The sequence below is a fragment of the Desulfoluna sp. CLI2B genome (genome assembly GCF_056847375.1).
Genome location: NZ_CP186557.1, coordinates 2,282,281 through 2,300,177, shown reverse-complemented (window position 1 = coordinate 2,300,177; position 17,897 = coordinate 2,282,281). Strand labels below are relative to the sequence as shown.

Genomic DNA, 17,897 nt, shown 5'->3' with positions numbered 1-17,897 from the left:
GTTACGCTCATTTTTTTTCCATGGCCTTCCGGGAAATTTCAGCACCAGTTTCCTCGGCAGGAAGGGAATAACAATCCAGTTGTAGGTGAATTTTAGGGGCCTGCTTCATTGATTTTGATGAGCTCGCCATTCTGCATTGCTTCGTAGCCACACTTGGCAACGGTATCAGGGGTGGGGGCCTTGTTCCAGATATCGAGGCCGTCAAGATCGCCTGCCTTGACGAAGTCGGTGGCAACAGCGCCGGGACAGAGGGCTGTTGAGGTGACTCCGGTCCCGTGGAGTTCCTCGGCAATGGCCTGGGAGAAGGAGACCACAAAGGATTTCGTGGCGTAATAGACCGCCTGCAGCGGTCCCGGCATGAATCCGGCTGTTGAGGCCACGTGGAGGATGTTCCCCCTGTTTCGTTTCACCATGCCCTGGAGGTAGAGGTGGGTCAGATTCACCAGGGAGACCATGTTGACCTGCATCATGGCCTGGTCCTTTGTAAGATTCCGCTCGTGGAATTTTCCATGCCCGCCGAACCCGGCGTTGTTGATAAGAACATCAATGACAAGGCCAGCTGCTTCGGTGGCGGCAAAGATTTTTTCTGCTGCGTCCGGTTCGGCCAGGTCGGCAGCGATCACCGTGGCAGTGATGCCGCAGGTTCTCTCCAGCTCCGCCTTGAGGTCGTTGAGTTTGTTTTCTCGTCGTGCAACCAGGACGACGTCGCCGCCTTTTGATGCATGATATCGTGCCAGCTCGGTTCCAATACCGCTCGATGCGCCGGTAATCAATGCTGTGTTTCCCATGATTATCTCCCTGTATGTACTTTGGTTTGCGCCTGTGTCAGGCGTGCTGCTTTTTGGATCAATCATAGGGGAACAGGGCGACGCCATAAATAGCACACCGCGCCATACTTCATTCAAATTGTGCCACTTTTGTAAAGAGTGCGCCATAGCCAGACAGCTTTGACAAACTGATTTGGCGTGTGGAAAGGGGTCGCGTCTTGACATTTGAAACAACCCCTACTCATTCGGTTAATTAGTCGGTGGCTTGAGGCCGATCTGGTTATAGGGCAAGAGCCCTACAAACCAGATAATGGGGCCTGCTGTGGCATATAGTGCTAAACCGAAAGGGATTTGACAGAATGTCCAATGTCAAGACGCGACCCCTTCTTCCGCACCGGCCTCGGCCTTGAAACCGAACTCTCAAGCGCCTTACAGATAAACGGTGTGGTGGAGGCTTTCCCTCGGTCCCGGTTACATCTTAATAGATGTCTTTCGCACTTTGCCTCGGGTTCTCATATGGTAAAACGCCCCATTTTTATACTTTGTCAGATATATAGGTCTACCCTTCCCTGATAGGTAATCATGCCCCATGGAAACTCAAGGGCGTGCTGGCCCCTTCCCTTTCTGCCTCTTTCTAATACATATCTTCTTCCCGGCCCAGACCTACGATACATGGGAATAATTGTTTCAAGCTTCGCTTCGTCTTCAAGTTCCAAAAGCATTTGGTCTATTGATTCATCCTCGTCCAATGTATACATGGTCATCAACTTACTCCCTTCAACCGTCCAATAAGCTTCATTCCCATCCAAGTCACCAAACATTCCATAAACTTTAGCAGCACCGGTTTTTTTCACGGTCAGCATAATGAATTGAGCTGTAATAATTCCATCAGCAAAAAGCTCAAAATATGCCCAAAGCTCATTTTCACCAACAGACCTCATATCAAGGGGAGGCTCCACGTCGTCAATGAGAGGGAATATATTTCGAAATGGTTCTTCGACCTCATCCTCGTCCGTCTGCCCCTCATCATCCAAGAAATCAATCGCTTTATCCCGATATTTTTTATCGCTGAATTCGGCCTTTAAATAAAAATAGGTATCAGACATAGTCCCCCTTTAACGTCAATTTAGAACAACGGGGGCAATGGTGCCCCTGCCCACTCCGGAAAATCAATTTCAGATCTAATGGGAAATGCACGCCTTGCATTTATGAAAGGATGGTATTTAACGTTATAAAAAGGATTCATTTTATCGTATCGGTCAACTCTACCCCGATAGTCAAAATAAATAAGGAGATCATGCCCTGTCTTATGCTTGAACACCCGACGCATCAACCGAATATTCAACCTGTAAGCAACTGCCGAGTTGGGATTGTATGCTTTTTCAGGTCGAGGCAATAAAAAGAAAATCGGAGTGTCTTCCGGCATACTGGACGTTGACTTGGGCACCGGCATAATACAATCAACCGGAATAATCGCATCATCACTGTCCACATAATCAGAGGTCGTGATGATTCGATACAGATACCCGGGAATAGCGTCTTCATGATTATACCCAAGGCGTTCTTTTATCTCTGGTGTCAAGTGCTTACCAAGTTCAACGACCTTCACCTCATGTGATGCGAAGTCTGACTCAGTAAACCCCAGCTCTTTATACACCAGAACTGCTGTTTTTATGAAATCAGGGTGAAGCTGATCACCATGAACCGTCAACGTTAAAAAACCCCGATCTTCCAGATCCGAATAAGTTTCTCGTCCACTTTCCTTGGTTTGTAACTAAACTGTACCAGGGCGCGAGATCATCCACCCAATAACTGCTTCGCCCTTCGCGTGTCGACATTCGTTTCCACAGCTGATCCATAACAGGCGGCAACGCCTGATTGTTCAGAAAATCACGAAATGATTCAACCCACAGCTTTTGAGGGGTTTCTTCGCCCGGCATCCCCACCGGTCTATGCTTAGCGCACTGGGAAAAGAATTGATTCATAAAATAATCTTGTGATACGCCCATCTGAGTCGATAAGAGGATCGTCGTCGTGATCATGATATGCATAACTCTTAAAGCCTAAGTGCGTCATAAATTGAAAATGGTACGATGGGTTGGAGCACCATCCGGTGAGCCAGTCACCCATAGTGTGAGCCCATTGAATAAAAAAGCCTCGTCTCGCGTATAAATAGATTTTTTCACCCTTAAAAATGACCATTGGTTCATCACCATCAACATCGCAAAACACACGAAGCATTCTCAGCTGTAGACCATTCATCACATCGAATTCGCCTTCATCAAAAGATTTAAACATGTTTTTTGATTCTACAAAATCTCTGCAATCTGTTTGGCCGATCAATTGCTTCCAATTTTCTTCACTTTGATCCGGATGAAACCACAGCTTCTCAAAAAGCTTAAGCCGTGTTGCAAATAACCAATCCCCGCTCTCTGGTTCTACCCCTGTAAAAAAGTAATCTTTAATGTAGGCTATCTGATCTCTATCAACTATGCGTGAACTTCTAAGAGCCTTGCTTACAGACTTCCATTCTTTTTTTCGGGCCTGCAACCATTTCTTATCGGCTTGCTTTGAATTTGACATTGATACATCCTTAAAACCCATGACTATTCTAAGTTTAGATATATGAAGGGGGCATGGCTTGAGCGGGATCCATTTCCTGGCGAACCCTCGTACGAAGACAAGGGGCAATGGAAACCGGCCCAATCTTTCCAAGAAACCTCATAAAAGCATTATCAACGCCTTGACATTTTTTATTTCAAGGCGTAATTCTATCCCCTGTCTTTCCCTGTTAACCATGAACGTCGGCATTGCCGGAAAGGAGTAAATGTTACCTATGGACATCATCACACGAGAGCTTGTTTGGTTCGTTGCCCTTCGGTAGCGAATGAAGCCAGGGTCCTTTCGGCCCGGGGTGACTCCCCGTCCGCCACGCTGTATTGTCAGGCGCTTTGTTTAAGCGTCACATCTGACACGCTCCCTCTTCATTCCCCGCACCAAGTGCACCTGCCGTTCCGGCAACGATATCCAAACACCAAGAAGCACAGAACACATTACGTTTCACAGCGGTTCCCCTGCGCCTATCATGCGCCGTGGGCGAGCCGCCAGAACAATTGGATATCACATGAAAAACGACACCAGGCCTTTACAGGCAAAACAAACATCCCTGTTCGGAAAAGAAGCCGGGCCTCAATTCATATCATCGAATACAGGCCTGGCCCTTCGTGAAGAAACCCCGGATGATATCGTTGCCATCACGTGCGTGACGGTGGCGGCTTTCATGCATCTCAAGGTAAGCAACCAGACAGAACACTACATCCTCCATGCCCTTCGAAAGGCAGGCGCTTTGACCCTTTCCCTTGTTGCGGAGATGGATGGGCAGGTGGTGGGCCACGTGGCCTTCTCCCCTGTCACCATTTCCGATGGCACCGAAGCCTGGTTCGGCCTCGGGCCCATCTCCGTACTCCCCGGGCACCAGAGACAGGGAATCGGGGGGGCTCTCATCCGGGAAGGCGTCAAGCGGCTCAAGGCTATGGGTGCCAAAGGCTGTGTGTTGGTGGGTGATCCGGGATACTACAAAAAACACGGGTTCCGAAATCCTCCGGATCTGATCGTTGAAGGGGTCCCCCCGGACGTGTTCATGGCCATGCCCCTTGCCCACAGCGTGCCCCGGGGTACGGTCACCTTCCATGAAGGCTTTCTGGCAACGGAGTAACCTGCGTGAAGAACCAATAAGCCCAGGCTTCCACCCATAGGGAGGCAATACCCTAAAGACCGGGGCTGCCCTGCAGCCCCTCCCAACTCAGAGTTATACGTCGGCATCTCCGCTTTCAGGCGCGCTTGAGAGGGGCTTTCTCCTCAGCCTGTCTGCCGAAGGTGACGTGCGCATTTTTCCGAGCCTTTTCTGTTTGAACGGCCTACTGAGAAAATTAGGTCGCGTCTTGATAACTGACATCCCTCCTCTTTCAGTCCGGGATCAGGCATATGATTTTGCTAAAGATAAAACGGCCCTTCAAAAAAAGGCGTCTCAATTGTCAATGGCCAACCTGGGCTGTATCGCTTGCGTGAAGCAATGGCTTTATCCGGTCAACAAGCCCATGCACATCATGAAGGCATTGGATTCGATGCTTTTTTCCGGTTTTTAGATCCAATTGTATAAAGTCTGGACATTGAGGGACCATTACTGTGTTGATATCCCGGATTTGGGACAGTTTAATCCGCCTCACTTTTCCAAATCCAAACATGGAGCGTACATAAAGGCTGGTCTTGGTCAGCGCGAATTGTTTCATGATGAGGTGTATATATCCGACACCCGCCGCCAAAGAGAGGGCCAAAAAGACGTGGCTGCCAGGATAGGGCTGGGGATCCGGTACATGGGCCTTCGCTGCCGGCGAAAGGTAGCCGAGCCACGAAAAGTAGAGCATGGAAGACAGTGTGGTAATGAAAAGAAGGCTCGCTGGATAGCTGGGGCGTCCTTTAAGAAGAACGGGTTCCGGCACCTTAAAAAGCATGTTGGATATGGTTCGAAGTAACAGAAAGAGAAGCAAAAATACACCGAAGGCGAATGCCAGCCCCGAAACAATGGCCCAGTCTCTTTCCGATGTCAAATCAGGATCAAGATATCGTGCGTAGGATTTGTCTTGCCTCTTCTTGTCTTTGAGCCCCAGACGGCCGTACATCAGACCCCTTGCGTGATAGGCCTCAGCGTATTTCGGGTCGAGGGCGATGGCCTTATCATACGCTGAAATGGCGTCCTTAAATTTTGATTGATACCCGTATGACTTTCCCATGAGATAGTAGAGGGTTCTGGACACGATGTACCCATCTGTTGCCACTGCGTTATCAAAACGGGAAATAGCTTGATCGAACGTATTGAGCTCATACCAGCATATTCCCTCAAGGTAATGAGTATTACCTACATTTATTCCGTATGCGCCCTTTTTATTATGGCAGATGATGGGTTCTAGTTGACGAGCGTTCTGGAAGTCCCCAATTGCCTTCTTAAATTCCTGGTGCTTCAGGTGAGCGAGCCCACGTTGATAGTAGGCACACGAAAGATTGCGCCCCTTTGAAATGTCGTCGGACCATTCTGTGATCATTTTTTGATACTCTGCGGTTGTCTCCGGAGCCGCCGATGCCATAACCGGTGCGAGAAACCATAAAATTAGCAGGCTAAATGCTCTGAGTTTCAATTTCATCGTAGGCCTTTTCATTCAGGGTGAGGGGCGTAATAAAACGGCAGGGGCAAAATCTTTGCTACAATGTTCGATAATTAGCTTTAGCTGATGCTCACCTTGAGAGCAATTCATTTCGCATGTTGTCATGCTTTTTTGATGCCACAGATCGCGGTCGTCTTTTTTTGTTCCCTTGTGTGGTATCGCAACATGCCATATGTCCGGCATGACCGTCCTTCCATGGGGGCATCGTTTTGCGTGGGGAGTGTCCTTGCCCTTTGCTTTTTGGTGTTCGTCGCGATTTGCTTTGCAAGGATGCTGGAGCGGCTTTTGGGACGCTGACTGGTGCGGGAGCCGCACCCTACCCTTCCTCTGCCTGCGTTGGTTTTACGGGGCCGTGTCATCTCTCTTGCCCCTCTTGGAAAATAGCAGCTGTGCTCAATACGAAATCAACCGTGGCACGCGTCCCCTCCCCTGTTGGCGGATGGGCCAAAAAATGCGTTTTTTGAGGCTGTGGCAATCATGGTGGTGTTGCGGGGTGAGTCCACTGTTTCTGAAAGCCGTGGGGCCCATTTGAGGGGTTTTGCCGAGGGGGGGGATAGCAGAAGAGCGTGGGTGGCAGTTTTGACGCTCTATTGGTTGGGCTTGCGACGGGGGAATAAAAAAAGGGGACATCGTGTTTAAACGATGTCCCCTTTTATATCTTTTTTGGTCGGGATGAGAGGATTCGAACCTCCGACCCCTGCGTCCCGAACGCAGTGCTCTACCAGACTGAGCCACATCCCGTTTGTTTTACGGACACACTTCTACCGAAACGCGTGCCAAATGTCAAACCCAAAAAAGGGATCAGAAGTGTTTTTTTAGAACGATGGTTTCCTCACGGCCGGGGCCCACGGAAACAACATCCACGGGGGTTCCGGCCAGCTCTTCGATGCGCTTGAGATAAGCCTTGGCATTCTCAGGGAGATCGTCGTAGGAACGCACGCCGGAGATGTCCTCGTCCCAGCCGGGAAGGGTCTCGCAGACCTGGGTGCAGTTGTCCAAGGCATCGAGGTCGGCGGGGAAATCGGTGATCACTTCGCCCTTGTATTCGTACCCGGTGCAGAGCTTCAGCTCCTTAAGTCCCCCGAGGACGTCAAGCTTGGTGATGACCAGGCCGGTGAGGCCGTTCAGGCGGACGGCGTTTCTCAGGACCACCATGTCGAACCAGCCGCAGCGACGGCGACGACCGGTAGTGGCGCCGAACTCTGCGCCCTTCTCCTGCATGTAGGAGCCCACCTCGTCAAACAGCTCGGAGGGGAACGGACCGGCACCCACACGGGTGGTGTAGGCCTTGACGATCCCCAGGACACCGGTGATTTTACCCGGGCCAACGCCGGCGCCGCCGCAGGCGTTGCCGGAGACGGTGTTGGAGGAAGTGACAAAGGGGTAGGTGCCGTGGTCGATGTCGAGATGGGTGCCCTGGGCACCTTCGAAGACCACGTGCTGGCCCTTGTCCATGCCGGTGTTGATCTCAACGGAGGTGTCGGTGATGTAGGGCTTCAGCTCCTCGGCCAGCTTGAGGCAGTGGGCGATGGTGGCTTCCACATCTTCGGGCTCTTCGCCGAAGTAGTTGGTCAGGAGGAAGTTCTTCTCCTCCAAGGCTTCGGTGACCTTGGCGCGGAGAACGTCGGCGTTGAGGAAATCCAGAAAGCGGATGCCCACACGGGAGGCCTTGTCTTCGTAGCAGGGGCCGATGCCGCGACCGGTGGTGCCGATCTTGCCGTCGCCTTTTTTGATCTCCCGGGCGTGGTCGATGCGCTTGTGGTAGGGCATGATCACCTGGGCCCGATCGGAGAGGCGCAGATATTCGGGGCTGACGTCAACCCCTTTGCCCCCCAAGTAGGCAATCTCTTCGAGGAGCACTTCGGGGTCTACGACCACTCCGTTTCCGATGAAGCATTTCTTTTTCTGAAGGATGCCGGAGGGAACGAGATGGCTGATGAATTTTTCTCCGTCAACAACCATGGTGTGTCCCGCATTGTTCCCACCCTGGAATCTGACAACGTAATCGGCGTGTTCGGAAAGGAGGTCTACGATTTTCCCTTTTCCTTCATCACCCCACTGTGTTCCGACAATCACATAGTTACCCACAAGATGCTCCTTGACATGTGTGCAAATTAAAGTTGATGCGTCCATGCGTTTCATTTGATGGTACAAGCGGAGGGTGGACGCCTCCCCCGCCATGCCAGCGTATATATAACTGATGGGCGGTGAGCGACTGCCTGGCATGACATGGAGGACGATGCCCGGCGCGCTTCACGTGCCATGCTTACGTGTTTTGCTGAAGGGCGCTTTTTTTGCGCGCCTTCTGTTCCCTGCGCCTGAGCCGGAAAAAATCCTGCATAAGCGTGCGACAGGCATCGGCACAGACCGAAGGGATAACGTCAAGGGAATGATTCAACCGACTGTCGTCGGCCAGGTTGTACAGGGAACCGGCTCCCCCCCACTTCTCGTCACATGCCCCGAAGACAACACGGGAAAAACGCGCATGGACAATGGCCCCCATGCACATGATGCAGGGCTCGATGGTGGCGTACAAGCTCATTCCGGGAAGCCTGTAATTGTTCAGTTCTTTCGAGGCTTTCCGTATGGCGAGGATTTCCGCATGGGCCGTGGGGTCCGACAGGGAAATCGTCAGGTTATGGGCGGCAGAGATCACTTCTCCGGTTTCTGCCACAATCACGCAACCTATAGGAACCTCTCCTTTTTGTCCAGCTTTTTTGGCCTCTTCAATGGCCATGTCCATATAATAGGTATCGTTTTTCATGGAGCCGTCCCCGAACGCCGACAGGCACCCGGATGTCTGGTGGAAAAAATGCGCCCGCAGGCGCCGTGAATGAATGAAAAGCCTCTCTATACCCCATCGGGCCAACGGGTGCACCTTCTTTCTTGGCCGGGGCCGATGTTTCCGATTTGGGGGGCTGGACCACCCCAAAGGGAACCTGTGTCAAAAAAATCGGGAGGGCTATGGGGTTGATATCATGCTCAACCCTTGTCATACGCATGTTTCGCGGTTTTTGGACGTCAAAAAAGTGGAACTTTCACGTTGACAAGCCGACGCGCTTTGGATTAAAAGAAAGCCAACTTTGAGACGCGCTCGTAGCTCAGCTGGATAGAGTACCTGACTACGAATCAGGTGGTCGCAGGTTCGAATCCTGCCGAGCGCGCCACTTCAAAGAGACGGGCTTTGCGAACGCAACCGCAAAGCTTTTTCTTTGGTCCCCTTGTGCGCTTGTAGCTCAGCTGGATAGAGTACCTGACTACGAATCAGGTGGTCGCAGGTTCGAATCCTGCCAAGCGCGCCATTTCAAAGTTACCTGTTTGCGGGTTTCGCATCCCGCAGATATTTTTCGGTTTTTATGTGCGCTCGTAGCTCAGCTGGATAGAGTACCTGACTACGAATCAGGTGGTCGCAGGTTCGAATCCTGCCGAGCGCGCCATTTCAAAGGGACGGCCCCAGCGAAGCCACTTTATCTCCTTTGAATCCCATTTGTGCGCTTGTAGCTCAGCTGGATAGAGTACCTGACTACGAATCAGGTGGTCGCAGGTTCGAATCCTGCCAAGCGCGCCATTTTTATCTTAAACCGGAAAAACCCATTTGCGCGCTCGTAGCTCAGCTGGATAGAGTACCTGACTACGAATCAGGTGGTCGCAGGTTCGAATCCTGCCGAGCGCGCCACTTAAAAAGTATCAAGGCCCTGCATGGTTATCATGCCAGGCCTTAGCTGGTCTCCCCTGTTGATACAGGGGCGCGTGCGGCGTTGCCCGTGCTTTCAAGGCGTTCAGCGCCAGAACGCTCGCCACGACGAATGCGGCGCGACAGCCAGGTCCGCACCAGCGAGTAGATCACCCCCTCTTTTTCCCAGCGACGGGGCGAGGTGGTCACCGCCTCGGGCAGGATGCAGACCCGCTCCTTTTTTTTCCGCAGGCGGCGCATCAGCTCGATGTCTTCCATGACGGGGATCTCCCGGAACCCGCCCAGGCGGAAAAAGTCGGCCCGATGCATGAAGATGGCCTGGTCCCCGTAGGGAATGCCCGTGAGGCGGCACCGCAGGCCCGCTGCCCGGGAAATCAGGGCAAAGGCTTTTTTGTCCCCGGAAAAGCGCAGGGTAAAGGCCCCGGCCACATAGCGCCCGGTGGAAAGGGTCTCCCGGATGCGGTCAAAGGCCCGCTCCGGGAGCCGGGTGTCGGCGTGGAGAAACACAAGGATCTCTCCCGTGGCCGCCCTGGCCCCTGCGTTGAGCTGAGGTCCCCTGCCACCGCCTGCCGTCAGGGTGACGGCATGGGTGCCCTCAAGGGTGGCAATGCTTTCCCCGCCGGGATCGCCGTCCACCACAACCACCTCATGGACGGCGTCTCCGAACCGGGCACGAAGCCGGTCCAGAAACACCTTGATGTGGGGTTCCCGCAGCACGGGAACGATGACGGAGATGCGTGGCATGGTCCTCCTTTTCAAAGGGGCGCGGCATGGCAATGGAGCCCGGGGCGGACGGAACACCCCGGGACTCAGCCCGGATACGTAACGGAAAAAGCGGTGGGGTCAGACCCGGAACGCGCCCGTTACCGTATTGATGGTGGCCACCTCACGGTTCAGGCTGTCCACATGGCCGACCACCTCGTCGGCGTGCTGTGAGGCCAGGGCAACGGCCCCGTTTACCTCGGATATGCCAGCGGACATGTGGGAGACGATGTCCGAGCTCTGTGCCAGGTTTTCATTGATCTCCCGGAGCCCCACCGACGCCTGGACCACGTTTCCGGCAATCTCCTTGGTGGCTGCGGACTGCTCTTCCACGGCCGTTGCAATGGAGTTGATGGTCTCATGGACGTGGTTGATGGAGCCCACCACGTTGGTGATTCCCCTGGCCGTGGCGTGGGTGGTGGCCTGAACCCCGCCGATCTGCTCCTTGATATCCTGGGTGGCCCTGGCTGTCTGGCCTGCCAGCTCCTTGATCTCGTTGGCAACAACGGCAAAACCCTTACCCGCGTCCCCTGCCCTGGCCGCCTCGATGGTGGCGTTCAGGGCCAGCAGGTTGGTCTGCTCCGAGATCTCGGTGATGGTCTGGGTGACCTTGCCGATGGCCTCGGCTGCCTGGCCCAGGGCGTCCATTTGTTCAGAGGTCTGCTGCGCTTCGGCCACGGCCTCGGTGGAGGTGTGGCGGGCTTTTTCAGAGTTGGCTGCAATCTCGTTGATGGTGGCGGTCATCTCCTCGGCGGCACTTGCCACCATGTTGGTGTTGGTGGCGGTCTGCTCCATGGCGGAGGCAATGGAGTTCATGTTGGCCGAGATCTCGGAGGCCTCGCCGTCGATGCGGTCGATGCGCTGGGCCGTGGCGGACATGGTCTGGTTCATCACCTCGGCGGATTCCGTGAGCCCCCGGGAGACGCCTTCAAGGGTCTGTGAATTCCGGACCAGCCCGGTGACGATCTTCTGCAGGTTGCCCACAAAGGTGTTGAACCACCTGGAGAGCCTGCCGATTTCATTTTGGGTGCCGGTGTCGAGGCGTCGGGTCAGGTCTCCCTCGCCTTCGGCAATGTCCTTGAGCATCTCACGGGCATGGTGAATGGGGGTGACGATGCTGTTGGCGATGAGGGTGCCCAGGGCGCAGAAGACCAGGAACATGAAGGCGGCGACCCCGGCGATCACCTTGATGAGGCCGTAGGTGGTGGCCATGACTTCCCGGTTCTCGATCATGGAGATCACCTTCCAGCCGACCCCGGGGATGGTGTGCACCACGGCCCTGTAGTCCGTGTCCCCCACGGCGATCTCTGCGTTGCCTTCGGCCATGGTCCCAAGGGTGGCAAACCCCGGTGAACCAAGCTCGGACAGTTTCTTGAAGTTGGTGGCCGGATCGTCGGCGTTGGCAAGGATCACCCCGTTGGGCTGGACCAGCATCAAATACCCGGTCTCTCCTATTTTGATGTCATTGATGAGTTTTGTCAGCACTTTTAATGAGCATTCGATGGAGGAGACCCCCACCACCTCGCCTCCCCGCCTGATGGCCGAGGTGATGGCCACCACGGTTTCGCCGTTTGACGAGAGAAAGGCCTCGGACACTAAATCTGTTGAGGGCTCGGCTGCCTGTGCCTTGTACCAGGGACGCACCCTGGGGTCATACCCGGCGGCCATGGCAATGTCGATGGAGGTGATGAAGGCGCCGTCCTTCGTGGCAAGGTAGACCTCGATATAGTTCGGGTGGGTTTCATGGATGAGTCTGGCCAGCTTGTAAAATGCCGCATCGGGCTCTCCGGCCCGGGAGGACGGATCTCCCACGGGTCGGTGTTGTTCAGATAGGTCGTCATGCCCGGATGGATCGCTTCTTTTAACGGGGACTCGGACAGCATGTGTGTGTTGGCTTTGGCTTCGGTGAGAAAGGATGCGTAGTGGTCTGAAATGCGGTGGAGGAGCTTTGTGCTGTTGGCGTGATAGGACCGGATGGCGTGTCGGCTGAGGGAGACCCCCATGATCACGACGATGATAAGTAGGGGGAACATCACAGCTCCCATGAACGAGGCGATAATCTTCTTGCGGATGGTCAAATTCATGCATGTCTCCGTTGTTTCGGTTATCGTGCTCTTGTGCTGCCTTGAATATGGAGGCATTCCACTCCTGATATATCAGGGCTATGTTCTTTCTATCGGAACACCGGGGGCAATAGTTAAGGACGCCATAAAACAGGGTGCCCTGAAGGCCGCCAGGGGCGGGATAAACTTGTTTTCCCGGGACCTGCGTGTTACGAATCGGTTTTGTTTGGTGTGAAGGCGGTTTTTTTTTGTATGTCCAAGGGTGACGGCATCTTATCCGGGTACCTTTGGGACTGTCCTGTTCTTTGCAGCGTGCTTTTTCGGCGCGCGTGTTATGGATTATTCAGTTAGCCCGAATATTTCACGATTATTTAGGGCTAGAAGGGAAGCGTTGATGTCTTGTTCCGGTTGTTCATCTCCTGAATCCGGTTGCGGTGTGGCCCACCCATCCATCATGCGGCGGTTTTGCGCGGCGCGTGCGCTTCTCTGCGCCGTGATCCTGTGTTTTGCCGCCAACGCCTCGGCTGCCGAGGCGCCGAAGCGCTACCTTGATATTATCACCTCCTTTCCCCCGGAGTTCTACGCGCCTTTTATCGCTGCCTTTTCAAAAAAATACCCGGACATCCAGGTGATGACCCGCAACAAGAAGACCACCTCCGCCCTGGTGGATATCCGTCGGGACAACCCCCACCGGTTCGATGTGTTCTGGTCTTCGTCCACGGACGCTTTTGCCATCCTCAAGGCCGAGGGGCGTCTTCAGCCCGTGCCCGGGGGCAGGCGTCACCCTGCCCTTTCCATTGACGGCATCCCCATCGACGACCTGGACGGCTATGTCATGGGCTTTGCCCTCTCCGGCGTGGGCTGGATGTGGAACCCCGCCTATTTAAGGCGGGAAGGCATCCCCGTCCCCAAACACTGGGAAGATCTGGCAGCCCCCGTGTATTACGGGCACCTTGCCATGTCCACGCCGTCACGCTCGGGCACCACCCATCTTATTGTGGAGAGCCTTCTCCAGGAGCTGGGGTGGGAGAAGGGCTGGGCCATGCTGCTGCGCATGGCCGGAAACCTGCGCACCGTCTCTGCCCGGAGCTTCAGCGTGCCCGAAGGGCTGATCAACGAGCGCTTCGGCGTGGGCCTCGGCATTGATTTTCTGGGCCAGTCCCGCAGGGAGCTCAGGTTTTCCTACGCACTCGCGTTTCGTGCCCGCGGGCATCGGCATGCTCACCGGCGGATGCAATCCGAAAGAAGCCGATCTTTTCATCGATTTTATCCTCTCCCCCGAAGGCCAGGAGATCCTCCGGCAGCCCACGGTCTGCCGCTTGCCTGTCTCCAGGGAGGTCCACGACCGCTCCACCGGCGAGGCCCCCGAGCTGTTGACCCTTATCAGGAGCAACCAGGCCAAGCCCTACGACGCAGACCTCTCCCGGTGCCGCTACCACCTGGTGAACCGACTCTTTGACCGGATGATCACCTACCGGCTCACGGAGCGCCGCTCCCTGTGGAAACGCTACCTTGCCCTGGAGCGCCGATGGGATTCAGAGGAAGGCCTTCCCATGAAAGAGGAGCTGGCGAGCCTGCTCTGTGAGGTGCCGGTCTCCGACGCCCAGAGCAGGAACCATGATTTTGCGGCCCAGTTTGCCCACGCCGCCCGGGGGACCGCCCCCACGGAGATGGAGCGCGCCGAGACAGATCGCTGGGACGCCTTTCTCTCCAAGCGCCTGGACCGCGCCCGGGCCATTCTCACAAAGGCGGAGTCCGAACTCATCAGGAGCAGGCCATGAAAATAAGGGGTGTGATGTTGTTCCCCGTGCGTTACGGGATCTGGTCCCGGCTCCTCATCGCCTTCGGCATTTCAGCGGCCATTACGGTGATGGCCGCGGTTACGGCCCTCCTGGTGTTTAACCGGTCCACCACCATCCTCAACGGCTTTGCCGAGGAGCACCTCCCGGAGCTGGTGCAGGTGGCCGAACTGGAAGGGGTGGGCGGAGAGATCATGGCCATGGCCCCTCTTCTTCTCTCCGCACCGGACGAGACCACCCGCAACACCGTCCAGGCCGATCTTGACGAACTCGTGGCGTCTGTAAACCGCCATATCAATGCCCTGGGCATCACCTCCCCCACGATCCGGGGCGAGATCCAGGGGCTCCTTACCGATCTCACCGATAACCTGGCCGCCCTGCAGGGTGCTGTCTCCGGTCGCCTGGAGGAGGAGGCCCTTCTCGTGCGCCAGACCGAGCGGCTTCGCTGGCTCTACGCAGATCTCGTGGGGGAGCTGGATCCCCTCAACCAGGACCTTGCCTACAACCTGGACTCCGAGATCGAGCGGATGATCGGCGCCTCGTTGCGGGAAGGCCCCCGGTTCTCGGCCCTGAGGCTCCGGGAGAACCGCCACACCAAGGACACCGTGGAGAAGATCGGTTCCAACGGCATCCTGCTGGTGAGCCTGATGCTCCAGGCCGCCACCGTCCAGGGGGACGCCCAGGTGGACAACCTGTCGTCTCTGTCTGCTGATGCCATGGATTTTATCCGCGTGAACCTGGCTCAGTTGCCCGCGGATTCCAGCATGCTGACCCTGCGGCAGCTCTTTACTGAGATTTTTTCCCTGGCCGAAGGGCCGGACGCCCTGTTTGCCATCAAAAAACGCATCCATCTTAAGGAGGCCGAGGGCCTGGAGATCCTGGCCGACAACCGCGCCCTGGTCCTGTCCCTCAGGAAGCGCATCGACACCCTGGTGGCCGACACCCGCCACGATGTGTTCCGGGCCGCCGCAGGCATCCGCAACACCATGGACCGGGCCCAGCGCCTGCTCATCGTGATGGTTCTGTTCAGCCTGTTTATTACCGGTGTGGTGCTCTGGTTCTATGTGCGGGGCAGCATCGTGAAGCGCCTCGATGCCCTGGGCCGAAGCATGCGCGCCGTTGCTGCAGGGAACCTGGATTACGGGGTGCCCGAGGCCGGGGACGACGAGATCGGGGAGATGGCCGAGGCCCTGCGGGTGTTCAAGGAGACGGCCGAGGAGCGGCGCAAGGCCCAAAACGAGCTGGTTCAGGCCGGGAAGATGGCGGCCCTGGGGCAGCTCACCGCCGGTATCTCCCACGAGCTCAACCAGCCGTTGTCCGCCATACGCTACTACCTGCACAACGCCCGGCTGCTCCTTGAGCGGGGCCGCATGGAGACCCACACCGAGAACCTGTCCCGCATCGGGGATCTTGTGGAGCGCATGGCCTCCATGATCAGCCATCTCAAGACCTTTGCCCGCTGGCCTTCGGAGGCTAAAGCGCCGGTGGCCGTGGTTCCGGTCATCGACCATGCCCTCTCCCTTTTTGCCGGAAAAATCAAGGCCGGGGGGATCTGCGTGACCTCTCCGGACCCGGACCTATCCGTGCGGGTGTGCGCCGAAGAGATCCGGCTGGAGCAGGTGCTCATCAACCTGATCAGCAACGCCGTGGACGCGGTGATGGAGATGCCCCAGGAGAGTCGGCATCTTGTGATAGGGGTGGCCGGCAACAGCCGGGAGGTGGTGATCAGCGTGACAGACAGCGGCCCGGGCATTCCCGATGACGCCATGGGTTCCATCTTCGATCCTTTTTACACTACCAAGGAGGTGGGTAAGGGACTTGGGCTGGGCCTTTCCATCTCTTACAATATCGTCAAGGATTTCGACGGGACCTTAAAGGCCCACACGCCCGACGAGGGCGGCACACGGTTTTCCCTTTCCCTGCCCGGGGCCCACGGGACCCCTGAGGCACACACAACAGAAGAGAGAGACGCATCATGAGAGTTCCCTTAGGTGAAATTTTCCTGGTGGACGATGAGGAGGAGATCCGCATCGCCAGCAGCCAGACCTTTGAACTGGAAGGGTACGCCGTCAGGACTTTTGCCTCGGCGGCAGAGGTCCTTCCCCATATCGACCCGGACTGGCTGGGGGTGGTGATCACCGACGTGAAAATGCCGGGCATGGACGGGCTGGAGCTTCTTGCCGCCATCCGGGACATGGCCCCGGACCTTCCCGTGGTGATCCAGACGGGCCACGGCGATGTGCCCATGGCCCTTTCCGCCATAAAGGCCGGTGCCTACGATTTCATCGAAAAGCCGGTGCCCCCGGAGTACCTCATTGATGTGGCCAACCGGGCCCTGGAGTCCCGGCGCCTTAGCCTGGAGAACCGCTCCCTTAAAAAACGCCTGGCGTCGGAGGCGGACATCGGCTCGCGCATCATCGGCGAGTCCCAGGCGGCCTCGGGGCTCAGGCGCACCATCGGATCCCTCTCCCTCATCGACGTGGATGTCCTTCTCATTGGAGAGACCGGCGTGGGCAAGGAGCTTGCCGCCCACTGCCTCCACGACCTGGGCAACCGCAAAGCCGGTAAGTTCGTCCCCTTAAACTGCGGGGCCATTCCCCCCAACCTGGTGGAGAGCGAGCTTTTCGGGCACGAGCGCGGGGCCTTTACCAGCGCCTCCACCCGGCGAATCGGCAAAATCGAGCAGGCCCACGGCGGCACCCTCTTCTTAGACGAGATCGAGTCCATGCCCCTGTCCGTTCAGGTGAAGGTGCTCAGGGCCCTGCAGGAGCGGACCATCGAGCGTGTGGGGGGCGATCGCCTGATATCCGTGGACTTTCGGGTCATCGCCGCCACCAAGGTGAACCTGCGGGACGCCGTGACCCAAGGGGCCTTCCGCGAAGATCTCTTCTACCGCCTCAACGTGGCCCGGGTGCCCATTCCACCGCTTCGGGAGCGCACCGGCGATGCCCGGCTGCTCCTTCAGTGGTTCCTCATGAAGATGGCGGAGCGGTTTCACACGGCCCCGCCGTCCCTTGATTCTTCTGTGCTGGAGCGCCTCGAAGCCTATGACTGGCCCGGCAACGTCCGGGAGCTGCGCAACGTGGCTCAGCAGCTGGTTCTGGGGCTGCCCCTGGACCTGGCCGAGCCCCGGAATCCCGGCACGGCCGAACCGGATGCGCCCGCACCCGACGGCCCATGCGGAACCGGGCTGGACGACCAGGTGAACCGCTATGAGAAACAGCTCATCGAAGAAGCCCTTGCCCGAAACGGCGGCAGCATGACCCGCACCGCCAACGACCTGGACATCCCGCGAAAGCGTCTCTACCTGCGCATGCAAAAATTCGGCATCCAGAAGTGATGCCTTTCGGGGGCGGGTTTCTCGCCCCCGGACCGCTGCCAATGGGTCAATTCCGGACCCTGTGGGTCGATTTTGACCCATCCCCTTCCCCCTTCCCTTTTCCCCCCTTGAAAAGATAGCGAGTCATTTCAACGGCAGGTTCGGCCTTGCCGGCTTTGGCACGGCATTTGCTATTTATTATGCCAGGAATAACACCGGAGCGTTGAGGATGACGCCTCCGGCACCCGGGCGGGTGACGCCCTGCAGGGCACCC

At 56.3% G+C, this 17,897-nt stretch carries 15 protein-coding genes and 6 tRNA genes; 11 read left to right on the top strand and 10 right to left on the bottom strand.

The window, feature by feature from the left end:
• Positions 1–92: 92 nt before the first annotated feature.
• From ACOYW2_RS11020 to ACOYW2_RS11005, 4 genes are all read right to left on the bottom strand, one after another.
• Positions 93–788, bottom strand: coding sequence for an SDR family NAD(P)-dependent oxidoreductase (locus ACOYW2_RS11020; protein ID WP_482770426.1), 696 nt, complete (start codon positions 786–788; stop codon positions 93–95).
• 524 nt (positions 789–1,312) lie between these two features.
• Positions 1,313–1,873, bottom strand: a complete 561-nt coding sequence (locus tag ACOYW2_RS11015; protein WP_482770425.1) for a hypothetical protein — start codon at positions 1,871–1,873, stop codon at positions 1,313–1,315.
• 20 nt (positions 1,874–1,893) lie between these two features.
• Positions 1,894–2,424: a hypothetical protein gene (locus ACOYW2_RS11010; protein WP_482770424.1), complete on the bottom strand. Its 531-nt coding sequence runs from the start codon at positions 2,422–2,424 to the stop codon at positions 1,894–1,896.
• A 299-nt stretch (positions 2,425–2,723) separates the two neighbouring features.
• Positions 2,724–3,350, bottom strand: a complete 627-nt coding sequence (locus tag ACOYW2_RS11005; RefSeq protein WP_482770423.1) for a hypothetical protein — start codon at positions 3,348–3,350, stop codon at positions 2,724–2,726.
• A gap of 697 nt (positions 3,351–4,047) precedes the next feature.
• Between ACOYW2_RS11005 and ACOYW2_RS11000 the strand changes: the two genes are divergently transcribed.
• A complete protein-coding gene (locus tag ACOYW2_RS11000; RefSeq protein ID WP_482770422.1) occupies positions 4,048–4,482 on the top strand; it encodes a GNAT family N-acetyltransferase in 435 nt (144 codons plus the stop codon).
• 319 nt (positions 4,483–4,801) lie between these two features.
• Here the strand turns inward: ACOYW2_RS11000 and ACOYW2_RS10995 are convergent, their stop codons facing one another.
• The 4 genes from ACOYW2_RS10995 to tadA all read right to left on the bottom strand — a co-directional run bounded on the left by ACOYW2_RS10995 (position 4,802) and on the right by tadA (position 8,750).
• Positions 4,802–5,965 carry a tetratricopeptide repeat protein gene (locus ACOYW2_RS10995; protein ID WP_482770421.1) on the bottom strand — a complete coding sequence of 388 codons (1,164 nt, stop codon included), beginning with the start codon at positions 5,963–5,965 and terminating at the stop codon, positions 4,802–4,804.
• Positions 5,966–6,650: 685 nt separating this feature from the next.
• Positions 6,651–6,727: transfer RNA gene (locus ACOYW2_RS10990), tRNA-Pro, on the bottom strand.
• A 60-nt stretch (positions 6,728–6,787) separates the two neighbouring features.
• Positions 6,788–8,074: an adenylosuccinate synthase gene (locus ACOYW2_RS10985; protein ID WP_180145456.1), complete on the bottom strand. Its 1,287-nt coding sequence runs from the start codon at positions 8,072–8,074 to the stop codon at positions 6,788–6,790.
• A 178-nt stretch (positions 8,075–8,252) separates the two neighbouring features.
• Entirely contained in the window at positions 8,253–8,750 is a 498-nt protein-coding gene (tadA, locus tag ACOYW2_RS10980) for a tRNA adenosine(34) deaminase TadA (protein WP_482416290.1), read from the bottom strand.
• A gap of 326 nt (positions 8,751–9,076) precedes the next feature.
• Here tadA and ACOYW2_RS10975 point away from each other — a divergent pair.
• From ACOYW2_RS10975 to ACOYW2_RS10955, 5 genes are all read left to right on the top strand, one after another.
• Positions 9,077–9,153 (top strand) — tRNA-Arg (locus ACOYW2_RS10975).
• A gap of 58 nt (positions 9,154–9,211) precedes the next feature.
• A tRNA-Arg gene (locus ACOYW2_RS10970) sits at positions 9,212–9,288 on the top strand.
• A 58-nt stretch (positions 9,289–9,346) separates the two neighbouring features.
• Positions 9,347–9,423 (top strand) — tRNA-Arg (locus ACOYW2_RS10965).
• Positions 9,424–9,477: 54 nt separating this feature from the next.
• Positions 9,478–9,554: transfer RNA gene (locus tag ACOYW2_RS10960), tRNA-Arg, on the top strand.
• Between the two features lie 31 nt (positions 9,555–9,585).
• Positions 9,586–9,662 (top strand) — tRNA-Arg (locus ACOYW2_RS10955).
• Positions 9,663–9,704: 42 nt separating this feature from the next.
• Here the strand turns inward: ACOYW2_RS10955 and ACOYW2_RS10950 are convergent.
• Positions 9,705–10,424, bottom strand: coding sequence for a TIGR04283 family arsenosugar biosynthesis glycosyltransferase (locus ACOYW2_RS10950; RefSeq protein ID WP_482770420.1), 720 nt, complete (start codon positions 10,422–10,424; stop codon positions 9,705–9,707).
• A gap of 99 nt (positions 10,425–10,523) precedes the next feature.
• Positions 10,524–12,254, bottom strand: a complete 1,731-nt coding sequence (locus ACOYW2_RS10945; protein WP_482770419.1) for a methyl-accepting chemotaxis protein — start codon at positions 12,252–12,254, stop codon at positions 10,524–10,526.
• A gap of 189 nt (positions 12,255–12,443) precedes the next feature.
• Between ACOYW2_RS10945 and ACOYW2_RS10940 the strand changes: the two genes are divergently transcribed.
• The 5 genes from ACOYW2_RS10940 (at position 12,444) to ACOYW2_RS10920 (ending at position 17,644) form a co-directional block, all read left to right on the top strand.
• Positions 12,444–12,740 (top strand): hypothetical protein, encoded by a 297-nt coding sequence (locus ACOYW2_RS10940; RefSeq protein WP_482770418.1) that lies wholly within the window; start codon positions 12,444–12,446, stop codon positions 12,738–12,740.
• A 159-nt stretch (positions 12,741–12,899) separates the two neighbouring features.
• Positions 12,900–13,964: an ABC transporter substrate-binding protein gene (locus tag ACOYW2_RS10935; RefSeq protein WP_482770417.1), complete on the top strand. Its 1,065-nt coding sequence runs from the start codon at positions 12,900–12,902 to the stop codon at positions 13,962–13,964.
• Positions 13,879–14,286 carry a hypothetical protein gene (locus ACOYW2_RS10930; protein WP_482770416.1) on the top strand — a complete coding sequence of 136 codons (408 nt, stop codon included), beginning with the start codon at positions 13,879–13,881 and terminating at the stop codon, positions 14,284–14,286. The genes ACOYW2_RS10935 and ACOYW2_RS10930 overlap by 86 nt, the downstream gene beginning before the upstream one ends.
• The gene (locus ACOYW2_RS10925) at positions 14,283–16,283 is read left to right on the top strand and encodes an ATP-binding protein (protein ID WP_482770415.1); all 2,001 of its coding nucleotides are present in this window, start codon (positions 14,283–14,285) and stop codon (positions 16,281–16,283) included. The genes ACOYW2_RS10930 and ACOYW2_RS10925 overlap by 4 nt, the downstream gene beginning before the upstream one ends.
• Positions 16,280–17,644 carry a sigma-54-dependent transcriptional regulator gene (locus tag ACOYW2_RS10920; protein WP_482770414.1) on the top strand — a complete coding sequence of 455 codons (1,365 nt, stop codon included), beginning with the start codon at positions 16,280–16,282 and terminating at the stop codon, positions 17,642–17,644. Before ACOYW2_RS10925 ends, ACOYW2_RS10920 begins: the two co-directional genes overlap by 4 nt.
• Positions 17,645–17,897 lie beyond the last annotated feature (253 nt).